The sequence below is a fragment of the Streptomyces sp. NBC_01296 genome (assembly GCF_035984415.1).
In the GTDB taxonomy this organism is placed as follows: domain Bacteria; phylum Actinomycetota; class Actinomycetes; order Streptomycetales; family Streptomycetaceae; genus Streptomyces.
The window spans coordinates 8,425,158-8,443,706 of record NZ_CP130720.1 but is presented as its reverse complement, the minus strand read 5'-3'; the positions used below and the strand labels follow the sequence as shown (position 1 = coordinate 8,443,706).

Annotated in this window: 21 protein-coding genes and 2 pseudogenes; 12 read left to right on the top strand and 11 right to left on the bottom strand. The window is 70.9% G+C overall.

Annotated elements, in window-relative coordinates:
• Positions 1 to 74 precede the first annotated feature (74 nt).
• The gene (locus OG299_RS38375) at positions 75 to 995 is read right to left on the bottom strand and encodes an MBL fold metallo-hydrolase (RefSeq protein WP_266637752.1); all 921 of its coding nucleotides are present in this window, start codon (positions 993 to 995) and stop codon (positions 75 to 77) included.
• Positions 996 to 1,076: 81 nt separating this feature from the next.
• Between OG299_RS38375 and OG299_RS38370 the strand changes: the two genes are divergently transcribed.
• The gene (locus tag OG299_RS38370; RefSeq protein WP_327364128.1) at positions 1,077 to 1,928 is read left to right on the top strand and encodes a LysR family transcriptional regulator; all 852 of its coding nucleotides are present in this window, start codon (positions 1,077 to 1,079) and stop codon (positions 1,926 to 1,928) included.
• A 621-nt stretch (positions 1,929 to 2,549) separates the two neighbouring features.
• Here the strand turns inward: OG299_RS38370 and OG299_RS38365 are convergent.
• Together OG299_RS38365 and OG299_RS38360 are read right to left on the bottom strand one after the other, a co-directional pair.
• A complete protein-coding gene (locus OG299_RS38365) occupies positions 2,550 to 3,026 on the bottom strand; it encodes a hypothetical protein (RefSeq protein WP_327364127.1) in 477 nt (158 codons plus the stop codon).
• Position 3,027: 1 nt separating this feature from the next.
• Positions 3,028 to 3,570 (bottom strand): hypothetical protein, encoded by a 543-nt coding sequence (locus OG299_RS38360; protein WP_266637749.1) that lies wholly within the window; start codon positions 3,568 to 3,570, stop codon positions 3,028 to 3,030.
• A gap of 909 nt (positions 3,571 to 4,479) precedes the next feature.
• Here OG299_RS38360 and OG299_RS38350 point away from each other — a divergent pair.
• From OG299_RS38350 to OG299_RS38340, 3 genes are read left to right on the top strand one after another with little or no spacing between them, the layout of a single operon-like run.
• Positions 4,480 to 5,169, top strand: coding sequence for an HAD family hydrolase (locus OG299_RS38350; RefSeq protein WP_327364126.1), 690 nt, complete (start codon positions 4,480 to 4,482; stop codon positions 5,167 to 5,169).
• A complete protein-coding gene (locus OG299_RS38345; RefSeq protein ID WP_327364125.1) occupies positions 5,166 to 5,330 on the top strand; it encodes a hypothetical protein in 165 nt (54 codons plus the stop codon). Before OG299_RS38350 ends, OG299_RS38345 begins: the two co-directional genes overlap by 4 nt.
• A 53-nt stretch (positions 5,331 to 5,383) precedes the next feature.
• Entirely contained in the window at positions 5,384 to 6,151 is a 768-nt protein-coding gene (locus OG299_RS38340; protein WP_327364124.1) for a YhjD/YihY/BrkB family envelope integrity protein, read from the top strand.
• An 82-nt stretch (positions 6,152 to 6,233) separates the two neighbouring features.
• Here OG299_RS38340 and OG299_RS38335 read toward each other — a convergent pair whose 3' ends face one another.
• Positions 6,234 to 6,737 (bottom strand): hemerythrin domain-containing protein, encoded by a 504-nt coding sequence (locus OG299_RS38335; protein ID WP_327364123.1) that lies wholly within the window; start codon positions 6,735 to 6,737, stop codon positions 6,234 to 6,236.
• A gap of 246 nt (positions 6,738 to 6,983) precedes the next feature.
• On the opposite strand from OG299_RS38335, the gene OG299_RS38330 reads away from it, so the two are divergent.
• Both OG299_RS38330 and OG299_RS38325 read left to right on the top strand, forming a co-directional pair.
• Positions 6,984 to 7,601 (top strand): single stranded DNA-binding domain-containing protein, encoded by a 618-nt coding sequence (locus tag OG299_RS38330; RefSeq protein ID WP_327364122.1) that lies wholly within the window; start codon positions 6,984 to 6,986, stop codon positions 7,599 to 7,601.
• 588 nt (positions 7,602 to 8,189) lie between these two features.
• Positions 8,190 to 9,008: a DUF1206 domain-containing protein gene (locus tag OG299_RS38325; protein WP_266637741.1), complete on the top strand. Its 819-nt coding sequence runs from the start codon at positions 8,190 to 8,192 to the stop codon at positions 9,006 to 9,008.
• A gap of 143 nt (positions 9,009 to 9,151) precedes the next feature.
• Here OG299_RS38325 and OG299_RS38320 read toward each other — a convergent pair whose 3' ends face one another.
• From OG299_RS38320 to OG299_RS38300, 5 genes are all read right to left on the bottom strand, one after another.
• A complete protein-coding gene (locus OG299_RS38320) occupies positions 9,152 to 9,577 on the bottom strand; it encodes a VOC family protein (protein WP_327364121.1) in 426 nt (141 codons plus the stop codon).
• Between the two features lie 93 nt (positions 9,578 to 9,670).
• The gene (locus OG299_RS38315) at positions 9,671 to 10,048 is read right to left on the bottom strand and encodes a hypothetical protein (RefSeq protein ID WP_327364120.1); all 378 of its coding nucleotides are present in this window, start codon (positions 10,046 to 10,048) and stop codon (positions 9,671 to 9,673) included.
• Positions 10,049 to 10,427: 379 nt separating this feature from the next.
• Complete coding sequence (locus OG299_RS38310; RefSeq protein ID WP_266637737.1) at positions 10,428 to 10,625, bottom strand: CsbD family protein; 198 nt, start codon at positions 10,623 to 10,625, stop codon at positions 10,428 to 10,430.
• 109 nt (positions 10,626 to 10,734) lie between these two features.
• Positions 10,735 to 10,896 carry a hydrophobic protein gene (locus OG299_RS38305; RefSeq protein WP_266637735.1) on the bottom strand — a complete coding sequence of 54 codons (162 nt, stop codon included), beginning with the start codon at positions 10,894 to 10,896 and terminating at the stop codon, positions 10,735 to 10,737.
• Between the two features lie 1,000 nt (positions 10,897 to 11,896).
• Positions 11,897 to 12,220, bottom strand: coding sequence for a plasmid stabilization protein (locus tag OG299_RS38300; protein ID WP_327364119.1), 324 nt, complete (start codon positions 12,218 to 12,220; stop codon positions 11,897 to 11,899).
• A gap of 320 nt (positions 12,221 to 12,540) precedes the next feature.
• Between OG299_RS38300 and OG299_RS38295 the strand changes: the two genes are divergently transcribed.
• From OG299_RS38295 to OG299_RS38275, 5 genes and pseudogenes are all read left to right on the top strand, one after another.
• Entirely contained in the window at positions 12,541 to 12,816 is a 276-nt protein-coding gene (locus OG299_RS38295) for an isoamylase early set domain-containing protein (RefSeq protein WP_327364118.1), read from the top strand.
• Positions 12,817 to 13,127: 311 nt separating this feature from the next.
• Positions 13,128 to 13,724, top strand: a pseudogene (locus OG299_RS38290) (SDR family NAD(P)-dependent oxidoreductase); the annotation flags it as partial.
• Positions 13,725 to 14,049: 325 nt separating this feature from the next.
• Positions 14,050 to 14,184: pseudogene (locus OG299_RS38285) on the top strand (MFS transporter); the annotation flags it as partial.
• A gap of 201 nt (positions 14,185 to 14,385) precedes the next feature.
• Positions 14,386 to 14,649, top strand: a complete 264-nt coding sequence (locus tag OG299_RS38280) for a hypothetical protein (protein WP_327364117.1) — start codon at positions 14,386 to 14,388, stop codon at positions 14,647 to 14,649.
• Between the two features lie 161 nt (positions 14,650 to 14,810).
• Positions 14,811 to 16,499: a sensor histidine kinase gene (locus OG299_RS38275; RefSeq protein ID WP_327364116.1), complete on the top strand. Its 1,689-nt coding sequence runs from the start codon at positions 14,811 to 14,813 to the stop codon at positions 16,497 to 16,499.
• 9 nt (positions 16,500 to 16,508) lie between these two features.
• Here OG299_RS38275 and OG299_RS38270 read toward each other — a convergent pair whose 3' ends face one another.
• Complete coding sequence (locus OG299_RS38270; protein WP_327364115.1) at positions 16,509 to 16,988, bottom strand: pyridoxamine 5'-phosphate oxidase family protein; 480 nt, start codon at positions 16,986 to 16,988, stop codon at positions 16,509 to 16,511.
• Between the two features lie 122 nt (positions 16,989 to 17,110).
• On the bottom strand, positions 17,111 to 17,437 hold the full coding sequence (locus tag OG299_RS38265; protein WP_266637723.1) for an STAS domain-containing protein: 327 nt from the start codon (positions 17,435 to 17,437) through the stop codon (positions 17,111 to 17,113).
• 269 nt (positions 17,438 to 17,706) lie between these two features.
• On the opposite strand from OG299_RS38265, the gene OG299_RS38260 reads away from it, so the two are divergent.
• The gene (locus OG299_RS38260; protein WP_266637721.1) at positions 17,707 to 18,450 is read left to right on the top strand and encodes a response regulator; all 744 of its coding nucleotides are present in this window, start codon (positions 17,707 to 17,709) and stop codon (positions 18,448 to 18,450) included.
• The last annotated feature ends 99 nt before the right edge of the window (positions 18,451 to 18,549 follow it).

Below are 18,549 nucleotides of genomic sequence, written 5' to 3'. Positions count from 1 at the left end.
GCCCGGCCTCCCCTCCGACCGTGGGCGGAGAACCTCGCCCAGGGCGTCGCCTGCGGCCGCACCCAGGCCGTGCCTCAGCCTGTCGGGCCCTGGTCCGCGACGGTGGGGTGTTCGGTGCACAGGCATCCAACGCCCTTGTCGATCCACTCCTGTCCGGCCCACTCCGGGTGCCGTTCGATCATCAGGGCCCGGACCTCGGCCACGATCTCGCTCTCGCCCATCGCGGAGTCGCGGCGACGCCAGGTCTCGTCGCGCAGCTCGCGCAGGTAGTCGCGGATGTCGGCGAGGATCTGCGGGCCGCCGACGGCGCCGTGGCCGGGGACCACCGTGCGGTGCCCGTCGGCCGACAGGCTTTCCATCACCGTCAGCCAGCCGGTGCCGGAGACGTCGGTGTCGTGCGGCGGGAACCAGGGGAAGATTGCGAACTGCCCGCTCTCGGCCAGGTCGCCGGTGAACAGCACGCCGGCATCGGGTACCTCGATCACCTGGTCGCCCTTGGTGTGGCCCCGGCCGGTCGGCCGCAGCCGTACGGTGCGGCCGCCGAGGTCCAGGTCGTATCCGCCGTCGTAGACCACATCGGGGGCGGCGACGCGGACGCTGGTGTCGAGGCGGTCGGCGACCGGCGCACCGAAGCCGCGGAACATCTCCAGGTAGCCCGCTCCCTTCACCGCCAGGTCCTCGGCCTGGGCACGGTTGGCGAGGTAGGTGGCGTGGCCGTCGAAGACGTGCGCGCCGAAGGCGTGCTCGGGGTGGTAGTGCGTGGTGGTCAGGTACAGGCGGCGCCCCTTGGCGACCTCGGACGCCAGGGCGAGGACCTGCTCGGCGTTGGCGGTGCCCATGCCGGTGTCGACGACGAGGACGGCCTCGGTGCCGCCGACGATGCCGATGTTGGGGACCAGCGGGATCCCGCGGTCCGGGACCACCAGCAGGTCGGGGGCGATCTCCTGGGCGCCGGCCACATGGACGGCGGGGTCGGGAAGCAGTGTGTCGTTCATGCTTCGATTCCACCGCCCCTGTACCCCGGCCGTCCAAGACCGATTCGCTCGCGCCCGATACCGTGCGGGTATCGTTGCAGCATGGAGCTGCGGACATTGCGCTATTTCGTCGCGGTCGCCGAAGAACTCCACTTCGGCCGGGCCGCCGCCCGACTGCACATGAGCCAGCCCCCACTCAGCCGGGCGATCAAGCAGCTGGAGACCGACCTCGGCGCCACCCTGCTCCACCGCTCGGCCCAGGGCGTCACCCTCACCCCCGCCGGAACCGTACTGCTCGACGAAGCCCGCACCCTGCTCGACCACACCGACCGGATCCGCGCACGCATCGCCGCCGAATCCGGCTCCACCGCCATCACCGTGGGCCTCCTCGGCGACGGCACCGACCTCAATGCCCTCCACCTGGCCAACGCCTACCGCAAACGACACCCGGACATCGAGGTCCACATCCGCGAGACCGACCTCACCGACCCCACCTGCGGACTGCGCACCGCACAGGTCGACATCGCCCTCACCCGCGCCCCCTTCGACGAAACCGGCCTGACCGTACGCCACCTACGCACCGACCCGGTCGGCGCGGTGCTGCGCACCGACGACCCGCTCGCCTCCCGCACGCGCCTGGAACTGGCCGACCTGGCCGACCGGCGCTGGTTCCACTTCCCGGACGGCACCGACCCGCTGTGGGGGGCGTACTGGACCGGCGGCGAGACGCGCGAGGGACCTACGGTGAGGGCCGTCCAGGAGTGTCGGCAGGCCGTGCTCTGGAACGGCACGGTCGGCATCACCCCCCTCGGACACGACATGCCCGAGGGGCTGACAGCAGTACCGCTGACCGACATGGCGCCCAGCCGCGTGGTGGTGGCGTGGAACGAGGGCGACACGAACCCTCTCATCCCCTCGTTCGTCCACATCGCGACAGCCACCCACCGCCGCTGAACCCCTCCCCGCCCGCACCGGTGTTCCTCAACCCCGAGCTCCGCACAGACGAACAACTGCGGCCTTCGATGCGCGCGCAACCAAGTGGGGAACTGCAAGCGGGCCAAACGGGCCCCGGCGGTCCGGGCTGAGGCCCCGACGGCACGGCCGTATTGCGGGGAGAGCATCCGGATGCCTACCCGCCGCCCTGGTGGGCGCCTGGACGACGCCCTCATGGAGCCGCTGCCGATGCCCTGTCCCGTCTTCCCCTTGGCCTTTCCCGCCTTGGCGAGCTCCTTTTCGAGGCCGGAGCTTCGGCACCTGTGCGGCTGCCCGCCTTCCGGCGCCCGAAGCAGGCTGTTCGCATGTGTCTCGGAGAGACGTGGACCGGCTCAGAGCGGGGTGGGGCACGCGGTCGGAGGCCGACGGCAGTATGGGTGACGGCACCGGACCTTACGCGTCCCGGCGACGGCTGCCCGTCTGCGAACCGGGTAGCCGCCGGGGCCGCCTTCCTGCCGCACGGAGCCTTTCCCCAGCCTCCCGAGAGGCAGCGTCAGGATCCACGTGTCGACAACCGCGCCGCACCCGCCGGTGCGACACCGGCGGGTCGAACTGCGGGGCTTGCGTACGCTTGCGCTGCGCTCAGGTCTTCAGCAGGCGGTTGAAGAACGAGCGGTAGTGCTGGAGCGCGAGCCGCAGATCCTCCGTCGCCACGTCGCCGCCCCCGCGCCACTGCCCCTCCAGTTCCTTCTTGTGCGTGGCGAAGGTGCCGGCGAGGCTCTGCATGACCTCGGCCACCAGGGTGTCCGCCGATGTCACCGCCTGCCGCGGGTCGTCGACGAATTGGGCCTGGATCTCACTCCACGCCGTGCGGTAGCGTTCCGCCTCCTCCGGGGCGAGCAGCGACTGCTCGTCGCTTTCGGCATCCGACTCTGCCGGCAGGTCCGGAGCGGCCGTGTCGTCCCGATCCGTGGAGGACTCGCCGAGCGTGGCATCTCCGGTCGCCTCGCCCGGGTAGACCGCCGCCGTCCGTTCGTCGTCGCCTGCCGGGTCCGAGCGTGCGAGGTCCTCCGTGGTCAGGGCGGATGAGGTCTCCTGGTTCTCGTCGTGGGTCTGCATGTCACCGGCTCCTCTGATCAGTGAGCAGTTCCTCGAACAGGGCGCGGTAGTGCACCATCGCCCCGCGCAGCTCCTCCGTCGTCGCCTGTCCCTTCGCGCTCCGCGCTCTCACGTCGTGTGCGGCTCGGTAGTGCTCCAACGTGCGGCTGTGCTCGACCGACAGGTCTCGGACCGCTCCCCGGTATCCCTCGGTCGGGTAGCCGCGCTCCGTCATCAGCCTCGACACCAGGTCGTCGGCCTTGTCTACGGCGTCCGCAGGGCGGTCCACGAAGTGTTCCTGGAGGCCGCTCCAGTCCTCGGTGTACTGGCGCTGCCGGTCGGCGGGGAGTTCCTTGATGTCGAGCTGGTCGTGCCGCTGCTCGCGGGCGCGGAGCTCGCGTTCAGCGGCCATCGTGCCGCCCTTCTCCTCGACCGTGCGCTCGTATTCCGGTCCGAACCGGTCGCGCAGGTGGCGCCGTCGGGCCAGGAACCACAGAATGGTGGCGAGAACGGCCACCACGACCACCGCGGCCACGATCACGGCTATAAGCATGTTTGTCGACATCTTGGCCCTCCGTCCCGGGGCTTGTGCCTCCATGGCGCGGCTGCCCACCCTGCCGCCGGACAAACCAGGCACACCCGGAGTCGGCAACTGAGTCGGCGCGCGCGGAGGGCTTCAGACCCGGCACAGCACCTGCTCGGCCCGGCATGGCTCAGCAGCAGCCGCCTGGAGGCCGGTCGGCGCAAGCTTGATGCCTGGAGCGCAGGCCGCAGCGCCGGTCGTGATCCGGGTCGCGCGCGAGGTAGGCCTCCTGGAGCAGCTCGATGCGAGCACGGGGTCGAGCCCGCCCGGATCGCGGTCGAAGGTCCAGCTCCGCTCGTCGTGCACGGGCCGGGGACCGCCATCGGGAGGGCGTCCTCCCACCCGAGGAGCCGCCCTACGACCACGGCCCGGCTCGCCCACGGACAGGGCGGACTGACACCGGACGCTAGCAGTCGGGCTCCACCCGGTAGCCGTCACGCCCGTCGGCGGTGATCCACGCGGTCAGGTACCGCCTGTCGCGCGAGAAGGGCTTACGGAACTCGCGCCGTACGCCGACCCGCGGACGCCACAGTCAGACGGCGCAGCGGGCCCCGATGTTTGCCGACGAGAGCCAGGGGCACGCGCCGACGAGGAGTATCCGTGTACAGGGGAGGGCCGTACGCATCCGTAGCCCGGTATCTCTGGAGGTACGAGACCACGAGGAAAGGGCCCTGGGCCCGCTCGGGCGGTCCAAGACAGCGAGCAAGAGCTCGACCCAGGACATGTACTCGCCCAAGCGGCGGCCGGCGCTCAAACAGCGGCTTGCAGGGGCCGACGTACGACCAGCTCTACGAGGAGGCCAAGCGCCTTAATCTGCAGGGCAGGCCGTTCCTCCATGGACAAGGCCGAACTCAAGTGCAAACCAGGCCACTGACCCGCCGGGAGGCTCGCATGAACCGGGCGGCGCTGTTCGATGTCGACGGCACCCTCGCCGACACCAACCACCTCCACGTCACGTGCTGGTGGGAGGCACTCAGGCAGGCGGGCCACGACGTCGCCGTGCACGACATTCACCGCGCGATCGGCCTTCCCGGCGAGGACCTGCTCGCACACCTGCTGGGCGAGGACCGCGACACGGACCAGGACCAGACGCTCACGGCCGGGCACGACACCCTGTACAGAACGTACTTCGATCGGCTGGCCCCGCTGGACTCGGCGGCCGAGCTCCTGCGCGAGTTGGACCGGCGGGGCTGGCGGGTGGTGCTCGTGACCTCTGCGCAGGAGGCGGAACTGGACGCGCTCCGGCGGGCAGTGGACGCCGACGATGCCATCACCGCCACGGCCAGCTCCGACGACGTGGAGGAGGGCAAGCCGGCACCCGACCCGGTGCACCACGCCCTCCAACTGGCCGACGCACCCGCACGCGCCGCCGTGTTCGTCGGAGACACGGTCTGGGACATGAAAGCGGCGACCCGCGCCGACGTCGCCTGCGTGGGCCTCCTGTCCGGCGGCATCCCGCGCTCCGACCTCGAAGAGGCCGGAGCGCGAGCCGTGTACCGGCACCCCGCCGACCTCCTCGCCCACCTCGACAGCAGCCCGTTCGGCCGTGCTGCAAACACCGGACAGGAGCCTGACCCATGACCCCCTCGACCCCGCTCACGGCCGGCAATCCCCGCACCTGTCGCGCCTGCGTGGTGGCCGTCTGGACCACCGGAAACGTCGGGACCAGCGTGGTACGGGGCCGCCTCGCCGGCCGGGTCAGCGGTCTGGACGGCGCACTCACGCGTGCTCCGGCAGCGTGATGACCGGGCCCGGCAGGACGGACCGGCTGCCGCTCTTCGGGCGGGTGCGCAGCATGCTCCGCCGTGCGCGGGCCGGACGCCGCTGGGTACACGTCCGGGACCTGGAGCTGTGGCAACGCTCGCTGGGCTTCGCCGCGCTCGGGTTTCTGACGCTCGTACCGCTGCTCATCGTCGTGACCGCGGCGGATGCCCGCGGGGGGCAAGGGTTCGCGCAGTGGCTGGGAGACGGGCTCGGCGTGTCGCGGGCAGCCAGAGCGGAGATCGAGCGGCTCTTCGCCCTGCCCGGTCAGGCATGGCGGGCGACGACTGCGTTCGGCCTCGCGCTGCTCGCCGTATTCGGCCTGTCCTTCGGCACCACGCTGCAAAGCGGATACGAAAGGGTCTGGAATCTGCCTCCGGCTCGGTGGTGGGCCAGATGGCGTCAGGTGCTGTGGCTCGGCGTTCTGGTCGGTGTCCTCTACCTCTCGGCGGTCTCGTCGCCGTGGCGCGAGGCCCCGGCCCGTGGCTTCGTCACGGTGGCGATCGGCACCCTCTTCTTCTGGTGGTCCCAGCGGCTGCTGCTCGGCGGCCGGATCCCGTGGACCGCCCTGCTTCCCGGGGCGGTGGCCACCATGATCGGACTGCTCGGGCTGCGGATCTTCTCCCGGCTCGTCTTCTCACCGCTGATCGCGTCCAATGCCGTCACCTACGGCCCCTTCGGAACCGTACTCGTCATCCAGACATGGCTCGTCGGTATCGGCGTCGTCGTGTTCGGGGGCGCGCTCGTCGGCCGACTGCTCCACGACGAGCTGCTGCGCCGGACACCTCCGGTGGATCCGTAGGTCGGCGGACGTCCTTCCACAGGCATCCGCCCGTTCGGCCCGCCCGTCGGCCACGGGGCGTCCAACATGCTCCCCTGCTCCGTCACCCACGTGCGACCGCGCGTACGTTCTCGATGCGGCCGCAGTCGGCCGCGAGCTGCCGCTCCCGCTCCCGCAGGAAGGCCGCCCCGAGCTCGGCCCGCCGCTCGTCCGGGACGTTCTCCCTGGCGCCGTTGAGGATGCTCCGCTCCTCTTCGTCGAGGTGGTGGGAGACCGCCTTGACCAGGTCCTCCAAGCGCGAGTCCCACTCGTCCGAACCGACCTCGGCCACCTCGAGCAGCGCCAGTAGGGCCTCATTGCCCTCTTCGTGCTCCTCGGCTCCGTGTTCGACCTCCTCGTTGTCGACATGCTTGAACCTCTTCAGCGCGCCGTACACCTCGGTTTCCTCGGCCTGGCCGTGCGCGATGAGGAGCGCGGAGAACTTGGCCAGGGCACCCTCGCGGTCCGCCTCCACGCTGCGCATCCGACGGAAGAGGTCCTCCATGGTGTGGTGATCCTTGAGGATCGCCTCGACGACGTCCTGGTTCTCCTGCTCGTCCGCGCTCATGCAACGCCCTTCCCCTCGTTTCCGGCTCTGCTTCCGGGTCTCGCTTCGCACGGCGCCTGCTCGATGGAGGAGGGTTCAAACCTCCGGGGCCTGGGCGCCTCCGGCTCCACAGACCTGGTTTGAAGGCCGGCAGGCCGGTCAGACGCCAAGAGCCTCCCCTGCCCGTGAGCGGCGCAAGTCGGGGCCTGCACACGGCCGGTACATCCGAGCCGGCAGCCGAGACGTCCAAGCGATCGGAACAGTGCCATGGAAACCAACGCCCACAGCCCGGAAGCTCGTTCCTCCCCCGTTCCAGCCCCACAACGCCTCCTCGCGATCTACCTGAACGACCACCTCGCGGGCGCCAACAGCGGCGTCTGTCTGATCCGGCGCATGGCACGGACGCACCGCGGTACGCCGGCGGGGGCGCTCCTGGCCGAGCTGTCCGAGCAGATCGCCGATGACCGGGAGAGTCTGCGCGAGATCATGACGGCCCTCGACGTCCCCGCGCAATGGCACAGGGTTGTCATAGGCCGTCTGGCCGAGAAGGCGGGCAGGGTCAAGCTCAACGGCCGCCTCGTGAGCCGCTCGCCCCTCAGTGACGTCCTCGAGCTGGAAGCCATGCGGCTCGGAGTCGAGGGCAAGGCGTCCCTGTGGCGGTCGCTGGGGACCATCGCCGACGCCACCACCCACCTCGACCCGGCCGCCGTCGCCCGGCTGCTGGACCGCGCGCACCGGCAGGCAGCCGCCCTGGAGGAACTGCGGGTGGAGGCCGCGGGCCGGACCTTCACCACCGCTGCCGCAGCCCCCACGCGGGCCGACCGGGGCCGCACCCACGGCACACCACGCTTCCGACTGTCACGAAGAGTGCGTTGGGCGTCATGAGAGTCGTCGTCACCGGCGCCGGCGGCAACGCGGGGACCAGCGTGGTCAAGGCCCTGGCAGCCGACCGCACGGTCACCGACGTACTCGGTGTCGCCCGCCGCCGGCCCGGCCTGCACATCCCCGGCGTGCGATGGACCGAAGCCGACATCGACCCCGGACGCAGCGACCTGACCGAGGTCTTCGCCGGCGCCGACGCCGTCGTCCACCCGCCCCGTCCACGGCCCGTTCAATCTGGTGGCCGACCCCGTACTGAACAAGGCCGTCGTGGCCGGCCTGCTGCACGCTCGTACGCTGCCGCTCCCGGTCGGCGCCGCCCGTGCCGCACTCGCCGCGGCCCGGCACGTACGCCTCGTACCAGCCGATCCCGGCCTGCTGGACGCCGTTGCAACTCCCCCTGCTCGACGCCGGCCGAGCCCACGACGATCTGGGCTGGACCCGTCGGCCACCGCCACGGAGGCCCGCGGTGTGAGGCGCGACTCCCAGCAGGGCGGTCGGACGGCGAGCAGCACCGCCGGAGTGGGTCGTCGTCGGCACAGAAGGGGTGCGCATGTCGCACATCGAGGTGACCGTCTCCGAGGTCCGACCACGATGAGAAGCGGGGACGCGAGCAAGCGCGCCGCATCCCCTGGCGGCGATGTCCGGCAGGTCGCGGCGCGCTGCGGGCTGCTGGCGCGCGGGGTGCTGTACGTACTGGTCGGGATGCTGGCCCTACGCGTGGCCTTCGGTCAGGACGGGGGCAAGGAAGCCGACCGTCAGGGCGCCCTTCAGGAGCTCGCGGAAAATTCCTTCGGCAGCGTCCTCATCTGGGCCGTGGGCATCGGGCTCGTGGGCATGATGCTGTGGCGCCTGTCAGAGGCGGCGTTCGGCGCAGCGGGACCGGACGGCGGCAAGCTGATGAAGCGGCTGGCCTCGGCGGGCCGGACCGTCTTCTACGCCGCGGTCGCGTTCTCGGTCCTGTCGTTCGCGGCGGGCGGCGGCGGGCGCTCCGGCGACCAGCAGTCACGCGATGTGACGGCCAGGGCGCTGGACCTGCCCGCCGGCCAGTGGCTGGTGGGTGCGGCCGGGCTCGGGATCGCCATCGCGGGCGTGGTCATCGCTGTCCAGGCGGCGCGGCGCAGCTTCCGCAAGCACCTCGCCATGAGCGGGGTCTCGGAGCGGTGGCGCAAGGCCGTCGGCTTCCTGGGGGTGACCGGCGGCCTGGCCCGGGGCGTCGTGTTCGCGGCGGCAGGCGGCTTCGTCGTGTACGCCGCGGTGCGCTACGACCCGGCGCAGGCGAAGGGCATCGACGACACCCTGAGGTCGTTCACCCAGACCGCGGCGGGGCCGTGGCTGCTGGTCGCGCTCGCCATCGGCCTGATGCTCTTCGGCGTGTTCTCCTGGGCGATGGCCCGGTGGCGTGAGGTCTGATCCCGGACAGACGGGGCGGTTGGACAGGGCCGGTTCTCAGGAGCAGCCTTGTCGTGCCAGCCGGTCCTGACAAAGGCGCGAGCTGTACGTCGAGGTCGGCTTCCGCATCGTGAACGTCCACTACGGGTGAGGGAGTGCGCGCTTCATCCGGTGGCGCTTGCGGGGGCGAAGTCTTCGCTGACCGCGGAGAGGACGAACGCGTGGCCGGCCGGGTCGGCGTAGCGGCGCCAGGTGGTCCGGCTGCCCGGCAGGCTGCCGTCGTCCTCCGCGGCCACTGGGCGGGCCCCGAGGGTCACGGCCTCGCGCTCGGCCTCGTCGAGGCACCGTGCCTCCACGAGGATGCGCACATGGGCCTGTTGGGAACCCTCCGGGAGCGGCCAGCTCGGCGGAACGTGGTCCGGGTCGCGGCGGACTCCGAGTACCACGCCGGTGCGGCTGGTGACGAGGAGGAGCTCCTCGTCACCCGGGGCCGGTCCTGTCGTGGCACCGAGCAGTTCGGCGTAGAACCGTGCCAGCAGCTCGGGCTCGGCAGAGTCCAGGACGATAACGGTTGTCTTGGGTACGGTCATGCCCCCCGTTTGCCCTGTGTCGCCGCCCGTACACGGCACGTGCCCGTATGCGGCAGGCGGGACGATGTGAACCGGCCGTTGCACCCCGATCGCTCAGGAGCGGATACGGAGTCCGATCTCCGTTTCCTGGTCGCCCGATACGGCTCCCATGTCCTCGACGGAGAAGTGTCCGGCGAGCGCGTCCTGCACCCGCTGCACCGCGCGGGGGCCTCCCTGAAGGGTGACATTGACCGCGTCCTTCAGCCGAACGGGGGCTGCCTGCCCCTCCGCCGGTTCCGCCGGCTTCGCCGCATCGAGGGTCGCGCTCCACACGGTCGCGGCCTGACCGCCTTGCGTCGCGCTGCCCGCCCCGACGTCCACGGGGAAGGAACGCTCGAGCAGGTCGAGGAGGACGCGTGCGTCCTCCGCAGAGCAGTCGCCGACCGCCACCACCACTTCGGCGGCCGGGTTGTCCTTGTTCTGGCTGTCCATCGAGGACCTCTCTCGTGCCGTGCAGCTCGGTGCGAAATCTGAGACCGGGAAGCCGCGCCAGCCACCGCACGGGCCCCTGCCGCGCACGTCGGGGGCGGTCGGCCCTGGAGGTAGCGTCTCCACGCTCACACAGGGAGTCGGACCCCGCATCATTTGCCCGACGGAGGGTGCGATCCCCTCCCTGGGGTCGGCGCCGTTGTCCCGCCGAATGGCGGGGCGCCTGCCACCGGTTGTAGGCGGCATGGATTCCACCCGCCGGCCCCGGGGAGGCGGGCCGACGCCTCAGGGCCCGGGAACAGGATGCGGCCCCGCGACGCCGAGGCGCCGGGGGCCGCATCCTGGTCATCCGCAAGCCCCGAGGGGACTCACCCAGGCGGCGTCAGGTCCTGTCGCCCTTGTCGCGCAGGGAGTCCTTGATTCCGCGAGCGCGCTCCTCGGTTTCAGTCAAGGCTTCCTTCGCCTTGCCCTTGGCCTGGTCCGTCTTGCCTTCGGCCTTCATCCGGTCGTCGCCGGTGACCTTGCCGACGGCCTCCTTGGCCTTGCCCTTGGCCTGGTCCATCTTTCCCTTGTCAGCCATGGTGAACTCCTTGGTTGGGAATCTCGACGGTGCCCAAACTAGATGAAACGGAACAATTGCGCGCGGCGGGGCAAGCGGTTGTCAGGCGGGCTTGCGCCGTCGATCGCAGCTACCAGCGGTACCAGCGGCCGCCGCCGCCTGCCGGGCGGGCCACGAAGCCAATGAGCCAGAGCACCAGGACCGCGATCGCGACCCACCACAGAACTTCGACCGCAAAACCCGCGCCGAAGAGGATCAGGACGAGCAGAAGGACGAGCAACAGGGGAACCATAGTTCTCCACCTCCGACAGGCCGCCTGCCCTGTCGTCCTCCTGGTATGCGCAAGAACTCGCGATTGCCTCCGGATGCACGCACAGGCGATCGCGGTCCCCGAGCCGACCCACCCACTCGAGACTGGATTCGGCCCGGGGCCGGGCTCCGCCCTTCGGTCGCGACGGGGACGGCCGCAGCGCCCTTGCCCCCGCGTCATCCAGTTCTACGACGCAATCCTCCTGCGGCGGGCCCATCCCCCGGTGTCGGCGAGTGGTTCGATGGTTGTCGCCGGGGCCCAGGGGCACGCGTCGACCGAGGGGCCGATATCCACGCCCCTGGAGGCAAGGGGCCCATGACGACGTTCGGGTACTGCCTGGCCTGCCAGGAACTCACCCCGGACCAGCTGCTGGAACAGGCCCGCAGGGCAACAGCCCGCTGGTCTGGTCGATGATCGGGGGCCTTGTCACAGACCGAGGGCCTGCCGGGTGACCCATCGGGCGACCTGCCCCACCATGCGCCTGCATCCGGCGGTGAAGGCCCAAGCCGCGGCCCCATCGAGCCGGCTGCTCGACAGCGGGTTCGTCACCATGGGCCCCGACCGCGAGGCCACCTCCCGCGTCCGGGAAGCGGTAGGCGGTCGAAAGCCCGTGATCGGCGGCCTGAAAGTGTGCTGGGACACGGGCCGGGAGAAGCCAATCGACACGCGCACCGGCTATGGCGCCAAGCACCTGCCCGGCGAACTGGCCCAAACCCCACCGACCCCCGGGCGGCAGCCCTGGCGCCAGAACCCCGCCGGCCTCCCCGCCAAAACCGCCGCTCCGCGTCGACACGGGCACGTAGGCGCCGGGAGCGGACAGGCGCTGCCCGGGTTCGGAGGTTCACCACGCCCAACGCTGGAGCGCGGATGTCCGCGCCGGGCGCTCCGCCGGTCGACTGTCTCCAGACGCGTGGGCCATGGCGGACGGAGCCGAGACCGGAGTCCGATCCCGGCCCTGACGGCCTGATGGCCGAGCCGCCATTCAGCGGCCGAGGGCCCGCTTCAGTTCGGCCTTGTCCATCTTGGAACGGCCTTCGACCCCCCGCTGCTTCGCCTCGTTGTACAGCTGCTCCTTCGTGGGGCCCTGAGACCCGCTGTGCGAGCGCTGTCCACCACGCTTCGACGACGACATGTCCTGTGTCGAGGAGCGGCTCGCGGTCTTCGACTCCCCTGAACGGGCGCGTTCCTTGTTGACGGTGCGCGCGGCGATCTCCTTCGCACGCTTCGTGCTCTCGCCGCGCTGCTCGGCGCTTTCCTTGATGTGCTCATACTGACGTTCACGCTTGGGGCTGGAACCACGAGGCATGGCGGCTCCTCCACTCGGCTCGGATGCGGAATCTGTTCACGGATCCACCGGATCCGTACGGCGCCTGCCCGGCGAGGACGATGCCATTCAGCATTCCGGCCTTCGGTTCCCTGCGCGGCAGAGGTTCGGCGCGCTGGGCGGTGGCCCAGGCCGGTCCGTGGACGAGCGGAGGCGGCGCGTTCTGTCGGCGACCTGGCCGCTGAAGCCGACGCCACCGGCCGAGTGACCGCCGCGTCCTCGACCGGCGTGGAAAGCCACCGCCTTCAGGTTTCCGGACAAGAATGGGTCGGTTCCCCTCTCCCGTCGGCTGGAGGCACACGGTGCTCGAACGCAAGAGAATCAAGGGCCGTACCCAGGTCACCTTCGTCCTACCCGAGGACGCCCCGCCCGGACCGGTCAGCGTGGTCGGAGACTTCAACCACTGGAACCCCGCAGCCCACCCCCTCGAGTCCCGCGGCAACGGCACCCGCGCCGCAACCGTCACCCTGCCTGCCAACAGCGGGCACTCCTTCCGCTACCTGGCCGCCGGCGACTACTGGTTCGACGACGACAGCGCCGACGGTCACGACGGCGCGAACAGCCGCCTCCACACCTGACCAGGCGCGGACGAAGGACTGGCATGCATCCGCTCTGCCCACCTGTTCAACCGCAAGATCGGACAGCTCCACCACTGCCTCCACCACAAACTCTTCGATGAGCAAGGGGCACGGCCAACCCCTGGTGCAGCCTGACGGCACCTCAACCTCGCTGGCGTTCAGCCCTGATGGGCACAAGCTGGCCGTCGGCAACAGCGCCAGCGCAGTGAACTTGTGGGACATGACCGGCCCTCACCACCCCGCGCCTCGGGGCAAGCCCGTGGCGGTGGCGGCCGCCCCCGTCACCTCCGTGGGGTTCAGCCCGGACGGGCGAGACCACCGACGACGAGGACTTCCGCGCCCAGTTCGAGACGAACTTCTGGGGCGTCTACAACGTCACCAAGGCGGCGATCCCCCTGCTGCGCGAGCAGGGCGGCGGGCTGGTCGTCCAGTTCTCCTCCATGGGCGGCCGCGTCGGCGGCTCCCCGGGCATCGCCTCCTATCAGGCGGCGAAGTTCGCGATCGACGGCTTCAGCCGGGTGCTGCGCGTGGAGACCGCGCCGTTCGGGGTGCGGGTCCTGGTCGTCGAACCGAGCGGGTTCCGCACCGACTGGGCCGGCTCCTCCATGACCGTGCACGACGTACCCGAGGGCTACGACGGCACCGTCGGCGCGATCAACCGGCGCATCCGACAGAGCACCGAGGGCCCGGCCGGCGACCCGGTGCGCGCCGCGCAGATCCTCGTGCGGATGGCGAAGCGCCGCGACATCCCGACCAACCTCGCACTCGGCGTGACGGCGTCGGAGGGGTCCATCGCCCAGGACCGGCGGCTGCTGACGCAGGACGAGGAGTGGAGCGCCGTAGGGCGGTCGGCAGACTTCGCGGAGCCCTACCCCGTGAAGTTCCCGGAGGACTCAGCGGCCGAGTAGCCACGCATCGAGTCCCGCCCACGGTCCCGTTGGGTGCAACCAGACCGCCCAGGTCACCAACGCCCTGCGCGCCGCCGGCATCGTGTAGCCGACCCATTTCGTGCCCCACTTGGAGGGCCGGGCCCGCGCGGTGCGGACCCGGCCCTCGGCACACCCTCGACGGAAGACCTCACGGCCTGTGTGGATTCGCCGGCCCAAACCCTCGTCCGTGCCGGTGGCGGTGATGACGACCTTGCGTCGGCTGGCCGTCGGGGCGTCCTGGTTGTCGAGCTGCTCGATCCAGGTGGGGACCGCCTGGTTGCGCCCGGCGTCCTGGCGGGTGAGCACGGGCCGGGGATTCACGTACAACGCGGGCCGCGCGGTGGGCGGGTTCCTCCCCACCGTGGTCGGCTTCCTCGCGGACAGCTGGGGTGGGGGCGGCGCTCTGGTGATCGGCGCTGCCGGGTACGGCATCTCATGACGTGCCGGGCGGAGCACCACGCGCGACCATGGGGAGCCAAGGTTCTCGCCACAACCGAGCCGCTCGGAGTCTTCAGCGGCCTCGTCGTGGGGAAGGTGATCGGCATCATCGCCGGTACCAACCCCGCCGCCCGCTTCACCAAGAGCGGGACCTCACCCCGGACCTGGAGTTCACCACCAGGCACTGACATCGGGAGCCGATGTGGGAGCGACTCTTCTGGTCGCGGCAATCGTGGTCGCGGCCCTGGTCATCAAAACGGCCCTCGCCGAACTCGGAGAGCCCGGCAGCGGCCGACGCCAGTGGATGTTCCTCACCGACTCCCGCGCCGTAGTGGCGGGGGCGGTCACCGCCCTCGCCCTCGGCCTGCTGGGCTGGCGAGTGGCGGAGGGCGAAGGCGCGGTATGGGCGGGAGTGGCCGGATTCCTCGTCGCGTTCGCCATGGGCCAGGGCCGCGGGCCCCGGTGACCCCACCCCGGCTGCGCCTCCAGGGACCCGCCGGCAGCACCGATCGGTCCGACCATTGGATCCCCGGGTCGCTCCTGGTCTCGATACGCTGACGCCGAACCAGGTGGTGGGGAGAGAAGGAGCTGGTGGGTGTGGCGGATCCGTTGCCTCAGGTACCGCGGATGCAACTGGACGAGCTGCTGGAGGAGCTGCAGGCCCGGATCAATGCCGTACGCGGCACCCGGGACCGGGTGCACAGCCTGCTGGAGGCGGTCGTCTCCGTCGGCCGGGAGCTGGACCTCTCCCAGGTCCTGCGGCGCATCGTGGAGGCCGGCGCCCTGCTCGTCGAGGCCGACTACGGCGCGCTGGGGGTGATCGGCCCCGACGGCCGCAGGCTCTCGCAGTTCCTCACCGTGGGCCTCACCGACGAGCAGATCGCGCGGATCGGGGCCCTCCCCTCCGGCCACGGCCTGCTGGGGGAGGTCATCCGCCATCCCGAGCCGCTGCGCCTGACGGATCTCGGCGCGCACACCGCGTCGTACGGCTTCCCGGCCGACCATCCGCCGATGCGCACCTTCCTCGGCGTCCCGATCCGGGTCCGCGACGAGGTGTTCGGCAATCTGTACCTGACCGACAAGCGCGGCGGACAGGACTTCGACACCGAGGACGAGGCCGTGATCTCCACACTCTCCGTCGCCGCCGGGGTGGCCATCGACAACGCCCGTCTGTACGAGGGCTCCCAGCGGCAGCAGCGCTGGCTGCGGGCGAACGCCGAGATCACCAACAGCCTGCTGTCCGGGAGCCCCCGTCCCGCCGTGCTGGAGCTCATCGCACGCCGGGCCCAGGAGATCACGGGCGCCGAGCTCGCCGACATCTCGATGCCACTCGACGGCACCGACGACCTGGTCGTGGAGCTGTCCGTCGGGCCCGGCAGCGAACTGCGCCATGGCCTCGTCATCCCCGTCGAGGGCAGCCTGTCGGGGGCCGCGTACAAGGGCGGCACCCCGGTCACCACGGTCAGCCTCGCCACCGACGACCTCTATCGCGGCGGCGCACAGCAGTTGACGACGCTCGGACCGGCGGTGGCCGTCCCCATGGGCACGGCCGCCGGAGACGGGCGGGGGGTTCTGCTGCTGGCCCGAGGGGTCTCGGAGCCCGTGTTCACCGAAGGTGAGCTGGAGCCGCTGCTGGCCTTCGCCGGGCAGGCCGCCCTGGCGCTCGAGCTGGCCGGACGGCGCCGCGACGCCGAACAGATAGCGTTGCTGGAAGAGCGCGACCGCATTGCCCGCGACCTGCACGACCTCGCCATTCAACGACTGTTCGCGACGGGGATGACGCTGCAGAGCGCGGCCCGGCTGGTGGAACACGACGGCGCCGCGGAGCGGGTGGGGCGGGCCGTGGACGACCTCGACGAGACCATCAAGATCATCAGATCGACGATCTTCGGGTTACGCGCCAAGGACCGCGAGGCGGGGCCCGGCCTGCGGGCGCGTGCCGCCCGGGCGGTCGGCGAGGCGGGGGCGGCGCTCGGACATCCGCCGCGGCTCAGCATGGAGGGGCTGCTGGACACCGACGTGTCCACACACGTCGCCGACCACACCATGGCCGCACTGACCGAGCTGCTGAGCAATGCCGCCCGCCACGCACATGCCACCCGGGTGGGCGTCTCGCTCAAGGCCACCGGCGAGGAGATCGTCCTCACGGTGACCGACAACGGCAGGGGAATCCCGGCCCAGGGACGCCGCAGCGGGCTGCTCAACCTCGACGAGCGCGCCCGGAGCCTCGGCGGCACGTTCTCCGTGGAAGGGCCGGCCGAGGGCGGCAGCGTACTCGTCTGGCGATCTCCGCTCACCGCGGCGGCCGACAGGTGACCCGTCCCGTCAGCGGCCGCACACGGTCATCGGCTCGGGCGGGTCCGCCTCCAGACGGAAACCCGTGACGAGGTCGGGCGTGATGCGCAGCGCCCTCGGCATGGCCTCGGCCACCCAGGGGCGCAGGCGCGTCGCGTAATCCTCCGCTTCCTCCGGGTCCGCCACGGGAGTGGCGTATCCGGTCACCACGACGCTCCAGCCGAGGTGCGTCTCGGGGTCGATGGCATCGGCTTCGTAGGCGACCACGACCCCAGCGGCGTCGGACGGAGCGAGCAGGGCCGCGAGGGCGCCTCCGTCGTGGACCCGTACGACGATGTTCTCGCCCTCCACGAGGTGGTTCACGGGGCGGACCGCCGGCAGGGCGTGTTGGGTGAAGACGATCCGTCCCAGCGACACGGTCGTCAGCAGCCTCAGCGCTTCGTCACGGTCCAGCTGCTGCATCCGCCGGGCTGATGGCTCCTCCTCCGGGTGTACCGCATCCCGGTCCATGGTCCACGCCTCCCTCGGCCTCCGGCGTCCGCGTTGCACGGCCTGGTCACCAGGCTCACTCGCCGGACCGGCTGATACCAGGGCCGAACGGTCCCCTAATCCGCCGAGGCGGGGTCGGTTGGTCACCTCTCCGACAGCACGAGGACCCGGTCGGCTCCGAGGAGCCGCATCGGCCCTGCCACCAGGCGGGGAACCCCGGCGAGTGTGAGCCGAATGCCGCGTGCAGCGCACTGATGGTGGATCCGCAGGAGCAGATCGACTCCCGCGCTGTCGCAGAAAGTGAGGCCGGACAGGTCAAGAGTGAGTTCGGGACCCCACGACTCCGCGAGCCGCGTCAGTCTGGGGCCGATCTGCGCACTCGTGTGGACATCGAGTTCACCGTCGAGAGACGCCGTCACTTCGGAGTCCTCCCGGACCGCACACGTCAGTGCGATCAGCTGGGTGGTCATGACACCCTCCACGTTCCATGCGGCTCCGTAGTCGCAACCGCGCCGTTCCCCGTGCTCCTCACAGCTCAGCGCACCGTTCCCCCATGCGGAAGGACCGGCCGGCCCCCGCCAAGGGTCGAAGGTCCCCTCTTTTGCCGCCATGGTCACGGGGGCGTGCGGGACGCACCGGAACGGGGGCCGATCGGCCCTGTCCGATCGGCCCTGCCGAAAGGCAGGATGCAAGCATGCGCACGCCTGCGGAGGGTGGGCGCCCGTGAAGGAGTTGCCTGATGCCGGAGAGCGGCCCGTCGTCCCCCGTGGAGTCGCCTGCGCCGATCAGCGTGTTCCTCCTGGACGACCACGAGGTGGTGCGCCGAGGCGTTCACGACCTGCTGGACGCCGAGCCCGATCTGACCGTGGTCGGTGAAGCGGGAACGGTGGAGCAAGCCCTCGTCCGCATCCCCGCCCTGCGTCCACAGGTTGCCGTACTGGACGTCCGGCTGCCGGACGGCGACGGGGTGAGCGTGTGCCGTGAACTGCGGTCCCGGATGCCCGAGCTCTCCTGCCTCATGCTCACCTCGTTCGACGACGAGGAAGCGCTGCTGGACGCGGTGATGGCCGGCGCGTCGGGCTACGTCCTCAAGCAGATCACCGGCACGGATCTCGTCTCGGCCGTACGCACGGTCGCCTCGGGCCAGTCCATGCTCGACCCCGGCGCCACCACGCGGCTGATGGCCCGGATCAGAGGCGACGCACCGAAGGAAGAGCAGGCCCCCGGACTACCTGGGTTGACCGACCGGGAACGCGAGATCCTCATCCTCGTGAGCAAGGGTCTCACCAACCGGGAGATCGGCAAGCAGCTCTTCCTTGCCGAGAAGACGATCAAGAACATCGTCTCGCGCCTCCTCACCAAACTGGGCGTGGAACGCCGGGTACAGGCGGCAGTCATCGCCAGCCATGCCCTGACCCCGCCGAGCCAACGCCCGACAGCGGCAGCGGCAGCGGAGTCGACGGACGGCCCCGCCCGGCGTTGACCGAACCCGGACGGAAGCACGCTGCTTCGCCTGACCGCCACGCGTCGCCCTCGTCGCGGCTCCGCCGGAAGGGGCCGATGGTCCCCCGGCAGGGGCCCA